The sequence below is a fragment of the Pseudomonas sp. CFBP 13602 genome (assembly GCF_014842725.1).
GTDB classification, from domain to species: Bacteria; Pseudomonadota; Gammaproteobacteria; order Pseudomonadales; family Pseudomonadaceae; genus Aquipseudomonas; species Aquipseudomonas baltica.
In genome coordinates this window covers 1-18,631 of sequence record NZ_JACYVT010000013.1, presented here as the reverse complement: position 1 = coordinate 18,631, position 18,631 = coordinate 1, and the positions used below count along the sequence as shown (strand labels likewise).

Below are 18,631 nucleotides of genomic sequence, written 5' to 3'. Positions count from 1 at the left end.
AGGGTTACTCTCCTTTCCAAGTCAGTACAGGCCGAATCACCGATGTGACCTGGCCGCGAGTAATCGGGCCGAAGTAACGGCCATCAAATGAGGTGGGGCTTGAGTCGGACATAAGCAGAAGCTCCGACTCGCCCAATGTGTAACGCTCTGATGAAAGCTGCGGCAGTGGTCGGCCTACGCCGTCTGCTGCAATTGGCTTGCTGTACGGCAAGACTTCACCGTTCACAGTCACGCCTTGCGAAGTCACAGAAATGGTGTCGCCTTTAGCGGCTAAAATTTTCTTCATGAGGTGGCCGAAGTTTCCAGGGCAAAAACCGGCGTCGATGTAGCCCCTTTCTCTGGCGTCCAAAAACACTTGCCGTTCTGGCGGGCAAACCATCACGTATGCACCCTTGTTTACCGGCGCGTCTGTAATCCAGTACAGGCCGAGGGCCAGGCTCTTGCTGGTATTGAAGCGACCACCTGCGGCATAGATCCCACCCGCGACAATGGCAGTGCCGATGCTCACGGCAAGTGTCACACCTGCAACAACCTGAAAGCCCTTGCGCGCATTCATATGGCAATGGCCTCCTGCGCTGAGGGTTCGTTTTGCAGGCGCAGCCGGTCGGTGTCCTTGGGTTCTTCAACAGCAGCGCGCGCTGTGAACGTCGGATCTTGGAAGTACAAAGGCTGCTCGCCGTATATAGCTGGGAAACCAGCGACGTAGACGACCATATCCCCGGCCTGTGTAATCTGGCCTTCCGAGTCTTTCTTAGGGCCAGGCATCCGCAAGCATTCATCATCGGTCAGCAATGGCCGCTGGACTTCTTGCATCGTCCTGGACACTTGCCCCATGAACACCCCTGCTCGCTTACCGCTGGTAGTGATCTGCTCCTTCACGACCGTAGTAACGCCCGTCAGCTTGGAAAGATGCTGGGCGGTTTCAATACGGTTAGGCGGATAAGCGTTTTGAACATGGCAGTTCGACGTAATGGTTTCGTCAGGGCCGTAGCCAGTTTCACGACTCTTGAGCTGGTTAATATCCTGACAAATCAGATAGAACTTGATGCCGTAGCCTGCAACGAACGCTAGGGACTCTTGCAGAATCTCCAGCTTCCCGAGGCTTGGGAATTCGTCAATCATGCCGAGCAAGCGATGCTTGTAGTTCTTCTTGGATCGGACATAGGAAAGCGCTTGCTGCTTGAATCCGAGCCGATCCAAAAAGCGATTCCACGCAGGCATTTCAGCCTTGGCACGCTCAAATTCCATTTTGTCTGCAAGCAGCCTGACGATCATGTTGACCAATACACGCACCAGGGGCCGCAACCGTGCCTTGTCGTTAGGCTGAGTTACGATGTAAAGGCTTACCGGCGAGTCATGATTCATCAAGTCCTTGATGCGCCATTGAGACTTGCTGACGTTGCGCGCAACGACTGGATCACGATAAAGAGACAGGTACGATTTCGCAGTGGACAGAACAGATCCGGCTTCTTCCTCGGGCCTGTCCATCATGTCGCGTCCGGCTGATCCGATGACAGGATGGTTCTCGCCGTTGACGTGACTGTATTGCGTCATTTCCATCCACAGCTCGCCTACGTCCCGGTTAGGGTCAGCCAGCATGCTATCGACGTAAGGAAGGGTAGCCGGTGTGCCTTCGTGTTTTGCCTTGTACAAGACGTGCAAGATCATGCCGACCAGAAGGGCTTGCGAAGTTTTTTGCCAATGCGACTCAAGCCCCTTGCCGTCTGGATCGACAATCAAGGTCGCCAGATTCTGAACGTCACCAACTTCGTATTCAGTTTCAAGGCGGATTTCATCAAGCGGATTCCAGAACGCACAGCCAGTCAGGCTGGCCGGTTCAAAGCGAATCACTTTGTTACCCGCGTGTTCCTTCCGCCATCCGGCAGTCATAGCCCAAAGTTCGCCCTTGAGGTCGGTCACAACAGTGCTGTGAGGCCAGGACAACAACGTAGGCACAACCAGACCTACACCTTTGCCCGAACGAGTCGGCGCGTAGCACAGGACGTGCTCAGGGCCGTTATGGCGTAGGTATTGGAGCTTGCCGGACTTATCCCGCCAGGCTCCAACATAAACCCCTCCGTCGCGCCCTTCATTGCCTAGCAAACTTGCGTCTTCAATGTCCTTTTTGTCAGCCCAGCGGGCCGAACCATGCAAATGCTCATTGGCCTTTGATGAGTTAGTCGCAATGACCTTGGCGGCTGCTGTGGCTATCAAGCCACCGGCAGCTACAAGAGTCCCAACGCTACCGGCTGCGGTAAGTGCGTCGGGATATATGCCATACCACTTGTACCACCAGTCGTAGATAGCCCAAGGTGCATACATATGGTTGATATGCGTGCCTAGAACTGCTTGGTAATCGAACTTCCAGGCAAAGAACTGGGTGGCTGCTTGGGATGCACCAATAAGACTGGCAATGCCAAGGGCGGGTACAATCTTGCTTTTACCTGGCTTCTTGCCTCTGGTTTGCGGCCCTACCGCGTTGTTAGCTTTACTCATCTACTCCTTCCTTTCTTGGTGAGTGCGCCCTTGGCATTCAGATTTACTGCATCGCCCAGCGAGTAGCGTTTGATACGGCGGGCGGTGGCCGCATCGACCGGCAAGACAATAATTTCTTCATCACGCTTCAAAAGGGCCAGGGTTTCCCCTTCAACCTGGCGCGTTCCTGCGAACAAAGCAGGCCCTTTATCCGTCTCAGTATACCCCCTGTGATTCGGTATATCGAATATTTTAGCCCGCAATGAATTGCGTTCGGCTATGTACTTGTCTACCGGGGACAGGGTTTTCTCGGGCTTGGCAGGTGCAGGTGCAGCAGGTGCAGATACAGGTTCAGGCTTGGTCACCCGAGGTTGCGGCATACCAGGGACGGTTATCGGACCTTCGGCTGGTAGCTCCCGAAGTCTGGACATTGGCTGCAACCTTCCGCGAAGTATTGCCGGAGGCTTGCCCCCGACAGGAATAACGCCAGGCTTATTGCTTGATCCCGGCCCTCGTCGCTGTTTTTCTAGTCTTCCTCCTGCCCCAGAAAGATCCCGTCGCACGCCTCCAGCATGTTCGGCTCCTTCGTGCTGCACGTTATGAGGAACATCACGCGGCAGTAGCACTTCACTTCTTTCGGGGATGCGAACCACACCGAGTTCGGGCAGCTCTCGCAAACTGTTCCCGGACACGGACGGCGGCCTGGGTCCAAAGCCTCCAATACCGGACTTATTGGTTTGTCCTGGTCCTCGTTGAATTCGGGTTCTGGCGGTTCTTCTTCCACGCTCTGCTCTAGCATTGCCATCGCTGCTGCTAGTTGGTCGTCCTCGCTCATCGGTACTTGTGTTTCGTCGGTTTGGTTGTCTTGATCGGTCATTGCCGTTCTCCTTATTACGTGAACGCACCAGCTCTTGACGCCGCGCTTCTAATGCCGCGTCGTTGAAGGTGATGTTTAGGTTTGAAACCGCCGCTACCTGGGCAATCTCTTCTTTGAATTGGTCACTGCCGCTTACTGAAATGCTATGGCCGTACCGGTGGACGGCCATACGCAAAACTGCCTCTAGCCCTTGTCGGCTAGATCCACGCGCCACCTGGAGTGCTTCGCCATCGTCCCGGATCGCAGATTTGCCGAAGCGATGAATAACCGTGCCGTCTTTGGTCACGCTATCCACCTTTAGAGGCATGGGGCCAGAGCGCTTCACAGGGCCGTTACCAGCAACGGTATTACCTGCCCTGCCTTTGCCTCCTTTACGGCCACGCAGCGCTTGCAGCGCCTGCTGATCGCCTGCCGAAGCCTTGGCCTGGAGCCAATCAGCCCAAACCTTTTTGGAATACTTACCGTGAATGGTTTGCCGCTCGGCCAGATAGTGCGTATTGGCTTTCTGAATCTCTGCGTGTAGAGACTTGCTGACCTGGGCATACAAAATTTTCTTTGTGATACCTGGTGCATTGAGCAACTTGATAGCAGCACGCTTGGCCCTGCTAACACCCTTGGCTCCCTCAATGGCCGCGTCCTTGCGCGCCTTTGCGGCCCCCCACTCCTTGGCTCGCGCATGAATCTGAGCGCCCTGCTCGGCCTTGTAGCGCGCATACAACTCGGTTGTATCCGAAGTATTTCCGCTGTGGATAGGTCGCCCCTGGTAACGCTTCCCTGGCTCGCCTTCAAGAGACTCCAGTTGCGACAACGAACCGAGACGACTACGGCGCATTGCAGGGGGCTTACCTCCTACGGCCAACACCGGGGGTGCCTTGCGACCTTTTACGGCCGGCCCGCGCGTTGGTGACACTTTACGTTTGGCGTCCACCTCAAAGGCCCCTAGACGCTTTTCCAAGCTGGGCTTGGACAGATTGCGCGATACGGAGCTGGCCTTAACTCCGATACCACGACCATCGGTGATGACTAGGCCGTTGCCACGCTCTTGCAACTCCAGGCCATTGCTACGCATGACGGCATGCAACTCTGTCCAGGTTTGGGCTTGGGCCAACTCGGTTGCGCACTCCTTTTTGATCCACCCAAGTAAGCTTTCAATACCTGCATGCTGCTCCATATCGTCAGCGCGATTTTCACCGCCGCGCTTCTTGCCAGTGTGATTAGTGACCTGCAGGCCGTGTTCCCGCTCAAGAACCGCGGCCATATCCCCCATTGTTTGGTAGGCCCGATACGGCTCATGAATGGTGTGTTTTTCGGGGTGGATCTTGTTGATAGCAATGTGGATATGAAGATTGTCCGTATCGTGATGCACAGCGCTGATTCGCTGATGCTCCCCAAAACCAACTGCCGCGCACATGCGGTCTTCAATGTCGCGCATAACATCTGCCGATGGCTGTTCACCCGGCGCAAAAGAAATGAGCAAGTGATAGGTCTTGTCATTTTCTGACCTGGTGTTCTGCTGCTGAACATGAAGCGCCTCAGTTACAGCCCAATCCAAAGTCTCGCTCTGAAAATTGGTCAAGCGGACTTCCCCGACTCGCTCCTGCTTTTCTTGGGAGTTGGTGATGTATTTAGCCAGGCCAGCAAAGCTACTTAGCTTTGCCTCCTTCATCGGCACATGGCGTGCGATCACGAAATGACCTGCCCAATTTTAGCGGCTAAAAAATTCATAGCTTTTTGACCGACTCAAACATGACGGCTTGGGTTTCCTCAATCCGCTTTAGCAACGCGCGCACGGTGGCCTCTGTCAGCGTGTGCCCTGCCGCTGCCAACTTCTTATCATCCGTAAGCCATAGCTTGAGCAAACCACCAAGACGCCCGAGGTCGGCGTTTACTTTCACAAGGTCGCCTACAAGCTGGCTGTCTAGGGTGCTTTTAATCTCGTACCCAATGCCGACATTCAGCAAATAGCTGGATACCGGCAGGCCAACTGCATTGGCGTTGGCTGTGATTTTTGCCCGCTCCGAAGGCAAGCAATACACCTTCAAAGGAGGGCTGCTTTTGCGCGTAACTGGCTTTTGATTTTCAGGCTGTTGATCTGGCATTTGCTTCTCGCTTCTGTCGGCGGTAGCCGACGCCTCGCAGAGCAAGATCCCCGTTGAGCACGAAGTGCGAATAAGGGAAGTGGAGAAGGAACACCCGTTTACGGGTGGGCCTACTTCACCTATCTTGCCCGGCTAATCGCCGTTGATACTCCAAAACAATACCATGCACAGGGCCGAACACGAACCGTTGTTTTCGGTATAAGCGGTGTTTTTTGCTCGCAATCCAAGCAAAAGCACGGTAAAACAACGGTGTGTTCGGCAAAACAACGGTAGAATGACGGCAGAACAACGGCAGTAGATCGCTATAGGAACGCATGAAGATCATGGCTAAGAATCTGTCAGAGCGGATCGCTGAGCGGATGAAGAACAAGAAAACCAATGTCGGCGCGCAGAACCGGGGCACCTTTCTGGCATTGAAAGGCGAGATAACCGACGCGCTAGACAACCGCTGGCCGGTCAGAACGATTTGGGAAACGCTGCATGAAGAAGGGAAAGTTAGCTTCGGCTACCAGGCTTTTCGCAACTATGTGAACAGCCTGATTCTGGCTCCGAAACGCAGTCAGAAATCGTCTACCGCTGAGGGCCAGGTACAACAAAGCGCCGACAGCAGTAGCAAGAAAAAGAGCGCGGTTGCCCCTGCCCCGCGCGCGAAGGAACCGAGGCAGTCCAGCCCCCAGCCACCGGCTTCAACTGGATTTGCTTTCGACCCAAAACCGAATAAAGAGGACTATTTGTAATGGCAACTATCCATGTGATGCTCCAGGGCAAGGGCGGTGTAGGCAAGTCTTTCGGCTGCTCGGCCCTTGCGCAGTTCTATGAGTTCAAAGAACGCAAGGTGACGTGCATTGATACCGATCCGGTCAACGCTACGTTCGCGGGTTATTCAGCTCTAAATGTGCAGCGGCTGGAAATCATGAATGACCAGAAGCAAATCAACCCCCGAAACTTCGATAACCTCATTGAGCTTATCGCCACAACGGACTGCGACATCATCATTGATAACGGCTCGTCGTCGTTTGTCCCGCTGACCCATTACCTCATCAGTAACCAGGTGCCAGCTCTGATTAAGGAAATGGGCCACGATCTTGTGATTCACACGGTAGTAACTGGCGGCCAAGCTCTGGTAGACACCGTGTCGGGCCTGGGTCAGCTTGCCAGCCAGTTCCCGCAGGAAGCGTCTTTTGTTGTATGGCTCAACCCGTTTTGGGGAGCCATTGAGCATGAAGGAAAGCCCTTTGAGCAGATGAAGGCTTACAAGGACAACAAAGCGCGCATCAGCTCAATTGTCCACGTTCCAAACCTTGACCCTGATACGTTCGGGAAGGACTTGAGCCAGACGCTCCAGGATCGAATCACGTTCGATCAGGCACTGGCAAACCCTGACCTCACTGTCATGAACCGTCAACGACTCAAGCTGATCCGTACTCGGTTGTTCGACCAGCTGGAGACAGCAGGGGTAATCTGATGGCCGATGATCTGGAAAGCCTCCGGCAAGAAATCTTTCGCGTCCACGGCATTTCTGTTGGCAAAGATGACCCGATCATGATCCTTTACACCCTCAACAACCGGCTACTGGCTGAGGGTGCCAAGGCTCAAGAAGCGCAGTTGGAACAATTTAAAACTGAGCTTGAAGGCATCGCGTATCAGTGGGGGAATGACGCGAAAGACAAGGCAGAACGCATTTTGAATGCGTCACTGTCGGCTAGCAAAGAAGCAATGGCGGGGCTTATGAGGGCGAGCGCAAGCGAAGCGGCCAAAGCCATGCAGGCCGAGTTTGACAAGGCAATCAAGCGCACAGAAGCACCCGCCCAATCGGCGCGAAATCTTGCCGTGCTGAGTGTTTCAGCCTCGGTCTTGACGCTGATCGCGGCACTGCTTGTCGCTTGGTCGTCCCTGCATTAAAGCCCTTCCCGTCCAGGACAAAACCGGCAATTTGCCGGTTTTTTTTGACGCCCGAGCGCTGCCTAACGCATATATGTGTTAGGTTATTAAACAAATCATCTGGAGCCTCCACAATGCAGATTTCTGACCGGGCCAGCCTCATCAGCGCCTATGAAACCGAAATCGAAACTGCCTATGCAGAACTGCTGGAATCCTTTCTGGCATACCTGGAGCGCGGCCTGGGCGATCCGAAAGCTATGGCCGGGCGATGCGGCGCGCAGGTCGCTGCTGCCCACAAGCGCTGTAAGCGCGGGCTGTTGTTTTCAGCTCTGATGGCTGCGCAGGGCATTGGCATGGATATAACCCCAACGGTGGCTGAGCATCTGTGCTCAAGGCTGATCGGTCGCGGGGTTGATGTGAGGGCAGCATTAAAAGCGTTTGGTACGCCAGGACGAACCGCTGCTGACAAATCAACAGTCAGCCCTTCTGACCTGGGCGACCTTGAAAAACAGCTCGGCCCGCAGATACAAGCTTTGATCTCAGACATGACAGCAATCCGCGAGCGCTACCGCGAGGCTTATGCCGAAAAGGCGAAAGAAGCTGCACGCGGATATGCCTAGTGCTAGCTAACGCATATATGCGTTAGGCAACCAAAGGCAGCGGGCCGCAGCCGGGTTAGCTGTGGCCCTTAGCGTCCTGAATGCTAACCGTGCGAACGATTCAAACTGAGCGATTGAGTTTGTCCGCGCCCTACGGTAGCGGCCTGCTCTCGCTCGACCTTGAGCCGCTTCGCCTGATCGTTCTTGCGCATCAGCGCCTCATGCGCTCGTTGCGCAGCACGCATTTCATCCCACCCTTCGGCTAGCTCTGGCTCGGCCTGCCTTAGCTTCCTGGTCGCCAGTTCTTCGACACGCGGGCCATGTAGCCCCATACCGTCCTTGACTTCTCGCACGCCTTCTAACCGATCATGCAGCTTTTGCAGCAAGGCTTGCTGTTGCTGCACCTGGCTCTGCCAATTGGCCCTGGTACTTGGCATGGACAAAATACCCGGCTGCTTCGCCTCAAGCTGGTGCAGCTTCGCTTCCTGCTGCTCAATCATGCCTTCTAAGCGATCTTCGATACGCTCAACCTGGTCATGCTTGGCTTCAACGTGTGCCGCAAGAGCGGCTGTATATAGGGACTCCACCGGGGAGGTCTCCAATATCGCTTGCTGCTCGCTATGAGCGTCCTCGGCTTGTTGTTGCAGGGCATCAGCCTCGGATGAAACCGTAGCTGTCGATTTGCTTGGCACGTCAGAAGGCTTAACGGGCTTCTGTCTTTTGTCACCGGCAACATTCATAAGGGCACTCCATTTTAGCGGCTAAAATTAGCGCTTCACCCCCCTACTCTGTGTTTGTGCAGGGGTGTCCACCTTTGCGCGGCCCGAATCGCCACTGTAGGTGATGGTCTTTGCGCTACCAATTTCAGGTACTTTATCGAAATCTGAGCGGTTATGCTGCACAAAATCGCGTCCTACTTGCTGGTAAATACTTTCCTTATTTGCGTGAACAATCACGCCGCTGTGCGCAGCCGCTTTGTCGGCCTGTTGGGACTGATGTATGTTGTAAATGGCCGGTTTTAAGGCACCGGCTTTCTCGACATTCACGGTTTCCCACTTCCCAGGCGCTTTCTCATCCTGAACGAGTTTCTGCCCGTTCATCACAAGGAGGCGCTGTTTCATTTATCGCTCCGTAATCGCTGCACCGCGATGACTGTAAAGTGCTTGGCAAAGCAAAAAACGCTCCGCATCGTCCGATTTCTCAATCGTCTCCTTCATTCTAGACAATCTTTGTTCGATAAATAAGGCTTATTTGCACCTGCCCAGTGACGCAAATCCCTATCAGGCTTAGGTTTTTGGTGTTTTCTTACTGGTGGCAATTTGGGTTTTCATCCCTTCCAGCTCCCCAGAAAGCTTGGCTGCATTCTCCCGCGCAGCTCTAGTTTCAGCATTGGCCTCGTTACGCTCTTTCCGCGCCTCGTCGCGATCCTGGGTCAATGTCTCAACCTTCTCCAGCAGCTTCCCAACTTCACTCATGCGAGCTTCGCGCTCGGAATTTGTTTCACGCCGCGCCTCGTCTCGCTCACTGCGGGCTGCGTCCCGATCAGCAGCAAAGCTATCAAGTCGTTCCTGATACTTGCCCAGCTCCGTAGCATGGGCCTGACGGGCCTCATCACGCTCGGTCTTGAGGTCGTCGAACCGCTTCTGATGTTCGGTACGGTCGCGCTCTGCCTGGGCTTGTACCCGCTCTGCAAGAACATGGGCATGATCCAGCTCCTTGCGCAGCTCCACGGCGCGGCTTTCGATTTCTTCGGCTCTGACTTTGGCCTGACTAGCGGCATGATTAGCTTCGCCAAGCCGGTTAGTAAGATCCTGGTTCTGCTCGATCAGAGCCTGGATCTGCTGAGCCTGGCTGCTGCTCAAATCGGTTAGACGCAGATTTTCCCTCTCGACGACTTCCAGGACGGCTGCTTGATCGTCAAATGCCTGGCTGATCTGGCGGGCTAAGGCATCGGCCTCCATACGCTCAATATCCCAGCCCGCCTGGGCGGCGCGCAGCGAGTCATTAGCGTGGTCTTGTGCTGTTTGCCACATAGACCCAAGGGTCTGCGCACTCATGATGGCCAGCGGCTCTGGAACCTCGATGGCTACTGATTTGACAGTGGCCTTCTGAGCTTCGCGCCAATCCTTCATGACCAGGGAGACGTCATTCATGTTTGCCTTAGCGTGACGCCGTACTGCGTCCACCGTGGGCTTAACATCGCCTCGGCCAGCCTGGTCGTAAAGAAAGTCAGCCGCTGACCAGATACGATCCCGAATATCTTTGCTCACGCTGGTATCCATCGGTACATCCTCATAGTAAGAATAATAATAATATTCTTATTATCAAATTATTCCTATTATTTAGGCCAAAAAAAACCGCCAGGTGGCGGACGGGCCTGGCGGTTGTTTGTGCTCGATCAGTGGGGGTTACGCATGACACGGCTTGTACTTCTCACTTACGTTCGGATTATTCATCCCCGACCCCTTCTTACTTGTCCTGATAGGAGCTGCGCCAGGCATCCGGCGCAGCTTCGACAAATCAGCCTTCGACTAAAGCAACCAGCTTCGCAGAGGCAAGACTCGCTTCAAATTCTTCGCCGCTGACTTCGTTTTTGAACCAGGCAACATCACCGTCACTTGGTCGTTTGGTCAAAATCAGGCGGCAAAGGTCGCCATTAATCTCGACCTGGACAATTGCCTTCTTGATCTTGGTAGGGTCTTCTTCCTTCGGCTCCGTCTTCTTCTTGGGCGGTACGTCTCCCTCACCCTCACCCTCGCTATCAAGCTCTGCGTCGGTTTTGTCGTTGAATGCGTCCACGGTGTTCGGATCGCGTTCTTTACCGTCCTGCAGGAATTCGCGCAGCAGCTTCACCGAGCCTCGCGTGATTTCCTGGCTCTCGTCTGCAAGCCAGTCTGCAACCTCTTGAGGGTTGGACTTGTGGGCAGTCACCAGCTCGTTGACCAGTGTTACGTCAGCAATGCGGCCTGAGTCGAATGCCTGTGCAATCGGAGCCGGTAGATCCAGCAGCGCGGCATGCTGGGTGATATACGCATTAGACTTACCCCAGCGCTTAGCAATTTCGCCTTTCTTCATGCCCGAGGCCATACGCTGACCAATGAGCTTGGCAATTTCCCGGGCCGTATGGCCTTCGCGCTGGATGTTGGCAACTACCTGGTCGTCAGGCACAAAATCATTGTCAATGATCGCCCAAATAGTCGTCTTATCAGCCCACTTTGAACCACGAAAACGACGCGCACCATCGTTAATAATATAGCGCCCTGGAGCGTCGGGACTCTCCCGTACAGAGATAGGTTGCTTGACTCCCCGAGCCTTAATGGTGCCGCCAATTTCAGCGATCATTTCCGGGCGAAAACCTGGGTTGTCCTCAAGCCGCGGTTGATCGGCGTCTTCGTCGATCACGTCCAGGGGCAGCTCTTTAAGAGCGCTATCCGCCACGGTGGCCGCTTGAGGCTTTAGGAGGCCCGAAAGCTTCATGCCACCCAATCCCATACCGCCCGGCTTCTTGGGGGCTACAGCGGCTTCCTGGGGCTTCTTATCGGGCTTGGCGCTCATTGGATCACCTCCATTTTTTCAAACACGTACTGAGTCATTACACGAACCTCTTTCGTCGCGTCACGGGCGGCGGTCTTCTTGACCTTCCACACGGGGATCTGATTGCCCAGTGCTTCCGCAATGCTGTCACGTTGGCGAATGTCGAAAGGCATAACCAGGTCTGCGTATTCGGCACGCAGGATCTTCATGTTTTCGACATGACGCGGAATTTTCACGTTGTAACGGTTTGGGAGCATGCCAATAAATTGCAGGGCCGGATTTGCTTCGCGAAGGTTCTGAATGACAGCAACCATTTTCTCCATACCTTGCAAACTGTATGGCTCCATTTCAACCGGCGACATAACAAAGTCTGCGCTCAACAGAGCCGATGCCATGACGTTGCTGAGGAAAGGCGGGGTGTCGATCAGGCACACGTCGAAAAACTCTGACAGAGCGTCTACATGGGTGCGCAGCAAGGTTGCGGCGTCTTCCAGCTCCAGCTTTTCGATGTTAGCCAGGCCATCGTCGTTATGGATCAGCGTAATGCCGGTGTTATCGCGATCAGCGAAAAAGGACGGCACCAGATTTGGCGACTCGTCAAACATCTGGCTAGCGAACAGGCCGCACGAATGGGCTTCCAGGGTATAGCTCGCGTTACCTTGTGGATCGAGGTCGATCACAACCACGCGCAGCCCACGGCGCGCTCCATCGAACGCCAGGTGGCAGGTCGCCATAGTCTTTCCTTGACCGCCCTTCTGAATCGCATTTGCCAGTGTCTTCATTTTCATTTTCAAGATTCCGGTTTTTTGCCCGCTTGGACCCACTTTTTCACTATGAACGCCTGATGCGCTGGCAGGATTGCTGTTACCCGCTCGTACCCGCTCGGGACTGCGCTCTGCTCCTGGAACGCTGACCACACCCGACGCACTGCCTGCGATATTGCCCCCGCTGTTAGCCCCAAATCCTGCGCATACTGCGATTGAGGCTTGCCCAACACTAACACCCCGCGCGCTATCTCCAGCGTCTGAGGCGAGACATTCAGGTCTTTGGTTGTGTCCGCAAACTGAGCCTCGGTCATGGTTTTTTTGCTCATGGATCGTACCCATAATTAGCTCCGCACCTGGCAAATTGAACAAAGCGGTGTCCGCCGCTGCATGCCTAGAAGTTTAGCTAAAGTGATATGTCAGGTCAAGAATTTTAGCCGCTAAAATTCATTTATTTAGCTAAATAAAAAAGGCCCCGAAGGGCCTTTGCTATGTTGCTGCTGGTGTGAGCTTCTTGCGCTTCGCGTCCAGTTCTTTCGCCAGTTCGGCGTCAATCCGATGAACCCGCTTTGCTAATGAGCGAGCAAGCCACCCAATCGCGACTGTCAGAATCAATAAGATTGCAGACAGGTTGAATGCAACCTTTGCCCAAGCAGACCGCGCCGCTGAATGCTGCATACGTTCGTCCAGGTACTTGCGGGCAATATCCGTCTTCGCCTGGTTGAATGCCGCCTCGTCGATCAGGTAAGCGACCTTTTCATCTGGCGTAAAATCCGGCTTGCCGGCGAGTCCGCTTGACACGCGCTTATACAGTTCGACTTGCGAGTCTTTTTGCTTGCTCAACAGTTGAACCTGAGCGCGGACGTAATCAGTGTCGAGAGTCTGACGCGCAGGTAACTCGCGCTCGATGATATTCAATAATTTTTTATCGACGGCTTCCATAAAAGCAATCCGAGGTGACGGCTCCGCAGTACCCTGGCTTGTGTTGTCCGATCCCGTGATGGCCGAAACGGTATTGGATGCGATAATCATAACCCCTGCCGCCGCGCCCATACGCGCAAGACTTGAAAGTGATCCAAGCTCACCGCCAAAAATCATGAGAAAGCCGCAACCAAAAAGCAGAAGCGTGCCAAGCACGAAAGCAACAGGCCCGACCATGAATGACGTCATTCCTGTCAGCTGGTCGGAAACGGCCACAAAGGGAAGATCAGAACTACTTTGCCCGCCTTCACTGCTGCTATGTGGTATCGAGGTGGAAAAGCTGTTCAACACAGACGCAGGAACGTCAATTTCCTTGAGCGTTTCAACCGGCAGTGCGGTATGAGCAAGCCAGGTCATGACTCCACCAATCACCACCGCCGCCAAAGTGGCTAAACCCAGCTTTACAGCCCATCCGGTGAGCCTGTAGCCCCGGCTGTAAAGCTTGACGACCTCATCGCGCAGCTCCTGGTCAGCCTTGTTCTCATTACCTGATGTAGTCATACAGCCTCCCTCACGTCTTTAACGTCCGACTGGCGAGTAAGTTTTTTTCGCAAGTCACCCCGCATTGCCTCAATCTGCTTTTCTGCCGTCTTGCGGTGTTGAGCGCCTTCGGTTTGAATCCGAATTACGTCTTCCACTGTCTTGATAAGGTTGTCTTGCACTTCCTTGAGAGTTGCAACGTCAATCACGAGTCGCTGATTAGCACGGGCCGTCTCTACAGAATTCCGGTGCAGCAGCTCCGAATTGCGGCGCAGCAAGTCATTGGTCGTGTCGTCGATAGTCGTAGCCAGTTGAACGGCATTGCGCTGCTCATTAAGGCTGAGGGCAAGCATGAATTGCCGCTTCCACGCGGGCACAGTGATTTCCCGGATGGTATGAAACTTATCAACCAGCATCTGGTTGTTGGCCTGAATCATGCGAATAGTCGGCAAGCTCTGCATTGCTGAATGCTGCAAGGCCATCAGGTCGCCAATGCGCTTATCCAGGTTAGAAATCATGGCATCGAGGTCGGCCAGCTCCTGGACGCGGCCAGGGTTATTACCGATATTGCCGCGCAACTGGTCAGCATCGGCCTGCAATGCAGCGAGCCGAACCTTACCTGCCGCGATGTGGACGCCAAGCAAACGATGTTCCTCACGGACTGCCTGGAACATCTCGGTCAATGCCACGTTGCGGGTAGCAACGCTGCTTTGGGTCGTTTGAACCTCGGCAATCAGGCTGTCAATCTGTTCACGGGTCGTATCGAACTGCCCCATGACGTTGGATGATTTCAGTCGTACCTTGTCGATCAATCGACCGATGATCGGAAGTCGCGAACGCTTGTCAGACAGCGGGCCTATGTTCAACCCGCGCGCAATGGTTACTACTTCTGTCAGTTTGGCACCGGCTGCGTCCAGATCGGAGTTACGCACTTGATCCAGAAGGCTATCGGCATAGCTTGAAGTATGTTCTGCAACGTCACGGCCAAACTCGGAAACACTGGCAGGATTGTCAGCCTGGATTCGTTGAGCTACTTGCTCGACTTCCACCAGGTCAGCAGATTGAAGACCAAGCCCGTCAAGAACGGCAGGGGTGAGGTCAAATTTTGCGACTTGGGCCAATTCTGTTTTCATGCTGTTCGTCTCCGTGTTCATTTCTCGATTCCTTCCAGGCTTTGAGAAAGGCTACGCATCAAGGCTTGATGGGCCTTGGTAGCCTCCGCGACCATTTTTTGATCCATGTGTTTCGTGGTCAGAAGCGAAAGCGTGTGTTGACGCCAGACGGGAACCAGTACCGATACCGTCTCATTGAATCGGTCAAGCATATCCACCGCACTTGCACGGGTGAGCTTCATCTGCATAACGCTCATTTCGTGTGAAGACAGCAGAGTTGCGAGGTTGGCCAGCTTGCGCGCAAAGCGCTCTCGCGGTCGGTCAAACTCCATATCCCCGTCAAGCACTCGGCCTGCATCCGGGTTCTCGTCAAGAAACTCCCGGCCAGCCTGAATGTAAGCTTTCAGCTTATGAGCCTCATCAGCGTGACCGGCAACCATTTTGGTAAGCGCTGCGACGGTATCGCGAACGCGCTGCGCAACGGCTTCCGTATCAGCAATCTGGCTGTCGAGTGACTTGCGCGCAGCCGTATATTTTGCCTGGCGTTCAATAGCGGAACCTGTGAAGCGCTCCAGCCAATTTGCCGGTTTCGCTATCCGCTGAGGATCGGCCTCGGAAAGCTTTGCAACGATCCCGCTGATCCGGTCAGCCAGAGCCGAAACGGAACCAGCTTCCATGAGATTGGAGAAATCATTGAGAGCAACAGCCGAGGTGCCGCCGCCGTATTCGCCAATAGCTGAGGCATCCCCTTTGAACAGAGCGGGCAAAACATCTGCCTTTAGCTCCGCGATCATATCCGTCATTTCGCAACCCTCGGTGCCGTTGAATGGTTAAAAGTTTAGCTAAACTACCGGCAACCGTCAAAGGATTTTAGCCGCTAAAATGATATTTATTCGGTATATCGTTTATTTCACGTCTTTTGGCTTAAAAACTGAAACAAAGAACGTCAAAGCCACCATGACCGCGAAGTGCAGGGCGAATGTCCAGCCTGCATGGCTCGCCGGGTTGTCCCAGTGCCAGACCATGAGCGCAAATTGAAATGCCACGTCGAGGGCCAGCAACCAGCGCAGAACAGGCCATACCAGAGCAGTAGCAAGCCATAGAACCTTGACGATGCCCGAGGACATTTTTTTAGCAACGCCTGGCGAATCTTGAGGCTTCTTAGGTGCTGCATCAGCAGGCGGCGACTTGAGCGCTTCGCGCGCAACCTGACCACCTGGAAATTTGAATACGTTATTAGCCATTACTTGACCCTCCCATGCGTTTGCATGAACATGCTGTTTGCAAGCACCTGGCTTGGGCTTGATGTGTCCGCATCGGGTCAAGTGCCCCGGAGCGATCCGGGGCGCTTCAATCACCGTGGCGGATTAGCCAGGTTTTTCGCCTTCTCTACAGTGTCTGCCGAAAACTTCCCTTTGGCGTCACCCTCAAGGGTACAAGCTGCAAGGCTTGCCCGCTCTCTGAGTTCTTTCGCCTTGCGTACAAGGATCTGAGCGTTATGCGTTGCTTCGGCAGCCTGTCGGCTCAACTCCTGGATGGTGTCGCGGCGCTGCTGCAAGTCGGTCTTTCCAACCCCTGGCAGAAGATCAATCCACGGCATGATAAGTTGGTGATTCATCGGGTTCCGTCTCCGGTAGTGACCTGGGCTACTGTGCCCGGCCTTCAAGAACATTATAGGTCTTTAAGCCCTACAAAGCAAAGTTTATTTAGCTAAAGTCCATATTTTAGCCGCTAAAATTATTTACTCCTGGCGTTCAACCCAAATGCGCGGCATTCCAGCCATATCAGCCAAAATCGCCCATGCCGCATAGGGAATAGGCGCATCGCCACCGGTCCAGCGCCGGATCTGTCGGCCTGTCTGAATTCCAAGCAGGCGGGCTGCATCGGCTCCTTTAAGCCCTCTCGGTGGATCAATGCGCAAAAGCAATTCCCGAACTTCATCCGGGGTAGGTTGCTGCCAATCGCTAGCTGGCCGGAAACACTCCGGTCTAATGTCAAACCTGACCGTATCAGTCATGCGCTGTCTCTCTGTTTTACTCTGGCGTTCAACCGGGCTTTTGCCCTGGCATGTGCAAGTCGTGGGGCTGCTGCCTCGGCCCATTTTCTAACCTGGTAGGCTTCCAAGGCTGTCAATACAACGTCAATTTCCTTGAAACCATCAGGGATACTGGTGTCAAGTTTCCCAAGCTCCCTGTCTAGTATCTCAAGAACGCTTAGGTCATAGGAAATATGGGCTTCGTGAAGCTCCATAGTGTGCCTGCATGCGTCGATAGGTCTGCCGGAATAGCAGACCATCAAATCGTAGTTGCCTACTTCCTCCAAGCCTTTGCGCTTGAGGTCGTCATGCTTAGCTATCGACCGCGCGAGCATCTTTTCATAGGACGCTATCTGCGCTTTGAGCTTTTTCCTGCGCTTGGCTGGATCACTGCTTAAACGCTCAAGGTCAGCGTTTGAATCGGATACGGAACCAGCAGGACGGGGATCAACATCTTTGCCCCATGGGTACTGGGCCAGTAATTGCGCTATCGCCGCTTTGTCCGCCTGCTCACGCACTAGACAAGCCTGTTCATCGAATGTCATGGATCTACCCATTACGAGAAGGCCCGGTGGTTAACCGGGCCTCATCAATCAGTCAATGGCTGTCAAAATGCTTTGGGCCTCTGGATGCCCTAAAGCGAAATCGCGCAGCTTGTGATAAAGCTCAATGAACTTATCTGATTCGCTTTCAGGGATATTCGCGCCCAGCAGACGGCCAAACACAAACAGGGTGAGGGTGATACCCGCAGCCTCTGCACTCATATGCTCGGAGCAATAGTTGTCGGCAATGACAATATGCTGGGTTTCTTGGGTATCCAGCGCAGCGAAACAACCGCCATTGCTGAGGGTGAAGTAATTCCAGAAACCGCCGTTGTAGCCCTGCACGAACTTCCGAGCATGGGTATACAACAAGCCTTCGGCGGCCATGTAATACTTCCCAAAAAAGGTAGGAAGGAAGTTCAAACGATCACCATCGGCAACGATGGTGCAAGTAACGATCGGAGTGTCCTGAACTGGAGCTGTCATCGGAATTTTTTCCCGGTATTGACCTGGGCAGCATGCCCGGCCTTCAAAAGAATTATAGGTCTTAAAGACCTATAATGTCAACGCATTTCAATGGATCTTGTCGCTGTGCGAATACCGTTCGCACGCGGCCACAAGGCGCAAAACAGGTGGTTTCGGCTTCTCGGTCTGGATCTGCTGAACTCGCTCTGCCGACCTTGCCAAAGTGGCTTTAAGAACGTCTACGGCCTCGGCCCATTGGGCTAGATCGTAGGCAGTTGCACGCTTGCACGTTAGGTGTGCTGTTTCGTCCAGCACCCGAGCAGCCATTGCCTGCCAACGCTGCACTTCAATGACACCCACGCATGCGTGATAGTGACTGTTTGCCAGACGGAAAAGGCGGTCAGTTTCGTTACGAAGTACGGCAACTTTGACTGTTTTCATCGGAAAATCTCCGGTAATTGACCTGGGCAAACTGCCTGGCCTCTGTAAATCATTATAGGTCTTTAAGACCTAATTAACAACAAAAAAAGGACTCCTATTCGAGTATTTGCGGACTTTAAGCCTTTCCATTTGGCGTAAAAACCATGACCCGCGCATTGACACTTGAGGGGCTGACTACCTCGATGCGCGAATGGGCCAGCACCTTGTCAACACTGGTAGACAGGATCTGCACGCAATACCATGACACTTGGGGGGCTGACTGCCTCGATGCACTCTGGACCAGCACTTGGTTAGCGCCGGTAGACAGGATCTGCACACAATAGCCATGACACTTGGGGGGCTGACT

General features: G+C 54.0%; 22 protein-coding genes. 4 read left to right on the top strand and 18 right to left on the bottom strand.

Going from position 1 to position 18,631, the window contains the following annotated elements; all coding sequences use genetic code 11:
• Positions 1-4: 4 nt before the first annotated feature.
• The 4 genes from traF to traJ are packed head-to-tail and all read right to left on the bottom strand — an operon-like array spanning position 5 to position 5,451.
• On the bottom strand, positions 5-556 hold the full coding sequence (traF, locus tag IFU31_RS21175; RefSeq protein WP_192104568.1) for a conjugative transfer signal peptidase TraF: 552 nt from the start codon (positions 554-556) through the stop codon (positions 5-7).
• On the bottom strand, positions 553-2,496 hold the full coding sequence (locus tag IFU31_RS21170) for a type IV secretory system conjugative DNA transfer family protein (RefSeq protein WP_192104566.1): 1,944 nt from the start codon (positions 2,494-2,496) through the stop codon (positions 553-555). Before IFU31_RS21170 ends, traF begins: the two co-directional genes overlap by 4 nt.
• Positions 2,493-5,039, bottom strand: coding sequence for a TraI/MobA(P) family conjugative relaxase (gene traI, locus IFU31_RS21165; RefSeq protein ID WP_192104564.1), 2,547 nt, complete (start codon positions 5,037-5,039; stop codon positions 2,493-2,495). Before traI ends, IFU31_RS21170 begins: the two co-directional genes overlap by 4 nt.
• Before the next feature lie 34 nt (positions 5,040-5,073).
• Positions 5,074-5,451, bottom strand: a complete 378-nt coding sequence (gene traJ, locus IFU31_RS21160; protein ID WP_192104561.1) for a conjugal transfer transcriptional regulator TraJ — start codon at positions 5,449-5,451, stop codon at positions 5,074-5,076.
• 323 nt (positions 5,452-5,774) lie between these two features.
• Between traJ and IFU31_RS21155 the strand changes: the two genes are divergently transcribed.
• From IFU31_RS21155 to IFU31_RS21140, 4 genes are all read left to right on the top strand, one after another.
• Entirely contained in the window at positions 5,775-6,188 is a 414-nt protein-coding gene (locus IFU31_RS21155; RefSeq protein WP_192104559.1) for a TraK family protein, read from the top strand.
• Positions 6,188-6,916 carry a nucleotide-binding protein gene (locus IFU31_RS21150; RefSeq protein WP_192104557.1) on the top strand — a complete coding sequence of 243 codons (729 nt, stop codon included), beginning with the start codon at positions 6,188-6,190 and terminating at the stop codon, positions 6,914-6,916. The genes IFU31_RS21155 and IFU31_RS21150 overlap by 1 nt, the downstream gene beginning before the upstream one ends.
• Positions 6,916-7,353: a conjugal transfer protein TraM gene (locus IFU31_RS21145; protein ID WP_192104555.1), complete on the top strand. Its 438-nt coding sequence runs from the start codon at positions 6,916-6,918 to the stop codon at positions 7,351-7,353. The genes IFU31_RS21150 and IFU31_RS21145 overlap by 1 nt, the downstream gene beginning before the upstream one ends.
• Before the next feature lie 113 nt (positions 7,354-7,466).
• Positions 7,467-7,952, top strand: a complete 486-nt coding sequence (locus tag IFU31_RS21140; RefSeq protein WP_192104554.1) for a hypothetical protein — start codon at positions 7,467-7,469, stop codon at positions 7,950-7,952.
• A gap of 83 nt (positions 7,953-8,035) precedes the next feature.
• On the opposite strand, the gene IFU31_RS21135 is transcribed toward IFU31_RS21140, so the two are convergent.
• From IFU31_RS21135 to IFU31_RS21065, 14 genes are all read right to left on the bottom strand, one after another.
• Entirely contained in the window at positions 8,036-8,671 is a 636-nt protein-coding gene (locus IFU31_RS21135) for an IncP plasmid survival protein KfrC family protein (protein WP_192104552.1), read from the bottom strand.
• 27 nt (positions 8,672-8,698) lie between these two features.
• Positions 8,699-9,052 (bottom strand): KfrB domain-containing protein, encoded by a 354-nt coding sequence (locus tag IFU31_RS21130; RefSeq protein WP_192104550.1) that lies wholly within the window; start codon positions 9,050-9,052, stop codon positions 8,699-8,701.
• 165 nt (positions 9,053-9,217) lie between these two features.
• Complete coding sequence (locus IFU31_RS21125; RefSeq protein ID WP_192104548.1) at positions 9,218-10,213, bottom strand: DNA-binding protein; 996 nt, start codon at positions 10,211-10,213, stop codon at positions 9,218-9,220.
• Between the two features lie 238 nt (positions 10,214-10,451).
• Positions 10,452-11,486 carry a ParB/RepB/Spo0J family partition protein gene (locus tag IFU31_RS21120; protein ID WP_192104546.1) on the bottom strand — a complete coding sequence of 345 codons (1,035 nt, stop codon included), beginning with the start codon at positions 11,484-11,486 and terminating at the stop codon, positions 10,452-10,454.
• Positions 11,483-12,253 carry a ParA family protein gene (locus IFU31_RS21115; protein ID WP_244657722.1) on the bottom strand — a complete coding sequence of 257 codons (771 nt, stop codon included), beginning with the start codon at positions 12,251-12,253 and terminating at the stop codon, positions 11,483-11,485. The genes IFU31_RS21120 and IFU31_RS21115 overlap by 4 nt, the downstream gene beginning before the upstream one ends.
• Before the next feature lie 2 nt (positions 12,254-12,255).
• Positions 12,256-12,558 carry a TrfB-related DNA-binding protein gene (locus tag IFU31_RS21110; RefSeq protein WP_192104544.1) on the bottom strand — a complete coding sequence of 101 codons (303 nt, stop codon included), beginning with the start codon at positions 12,556-12,558 and terminating at the stop codon, positions 12,256-12,258.
• Positions 12,559-12,718: 160 nt separating this feature from the next.
• Positions 12,719-13,711 (bottom strand): TrbC/VirB2 family protein, encoded by a 993-nt coding sequence (locus IFU31_RS21105; RefSeq protein WP_192104542.1) that lies wholly within the window; start codon positions 13,709-13,711, stop codon positions 12,719-12,721.
• Positions 13,708-14,823 carry a toxic anion resistance protein gene (locus IFU31_RS21100; RefSeq protein WP_192104540.1) on the bottom strand — a complete coding sequence of 372 codons (1,116 nt, stop codon included), beginning with the start codon at positions 14,821-14,823 and terminating at the stop codon, positions 13,708-13,710. The genes IFU31_RS21105 and IFU31_RS21100 overlap by 4 nt, the downstream gene beginning before the upstream one ends.
• 17 nt (positions 14,824-14,840) lie before the next feature.
• Positions 14,841-15,605 carry a toxic anion resistance protein gene (locus IFU31_RS21095; protein WP_192104538.1) on the bottom strand — a complete coding sequence of 255 codons (765 nt, stop codon included), beginning with the start codon at positions 15,603-15,605 and terminating at the stop codon, positions 14,841-14,843.
• A gap of 102 nt (positions 15,606-15,707) precedes the next feature.
• A complete protein-coding gene (gene kleE / locus IFU31_RS21090; RefSeq protein WP_192104536.1) occupies positions 15,708-16,046 on the bottom strand; it encodes a KleE stable inheritance protein in 339 nt (112 codons plus the stop codon).
• 110 nt (positions 16,047-16,156) lie between these two features.
• Positions 16,157-16,420 (bottom strand): stable inheritance protein KleA, encoded by a 264-nt coding sequence (kleA, locus tag IFU31_RS21085; RefSeq protein ID WP_192104533.1) that lies wholly within the window; start codon positions 16,418-16,420, stop codon positions 16,157-16,159.
• 395 nt (positions 16,421-16,815) lie between these two features.
• On the bottom strand, positions 16,816-17,382 hold the full coding sequence (locus IFU31_RS21075) for a hypothetical protein (RefSeq protein WP_192104529.1): 567 nt from the start codon (positions 17,380-17,382) through the stop codon (positions 16,816-16,818).
• 48 nt (positions 17,383-17,430) lie between these two features.
• Positions 17,431-17,865, bottom strand: coding sequence for an antirestriction protein (locus IFU31_RS21070; protein WP_192104527.1), 435 nt, complete (start codon positions 17,863-17,865; stop codon positions 17,431-17,433).
• Between the two features lie 87 nt (positions 17,866-17,952).
• Positions 17,953-18,285, bottom strand: coding sequence for a hypothetical protein (locus IFU31_RS21065; RefSeq protein ID WP_192104525.1), 333 nt, complete (start codon positions 18,283-18,285; stop codon positions 17,953-17,955).
• Positions 18,286-18,631: the final 346 nt, after the last annotated feature.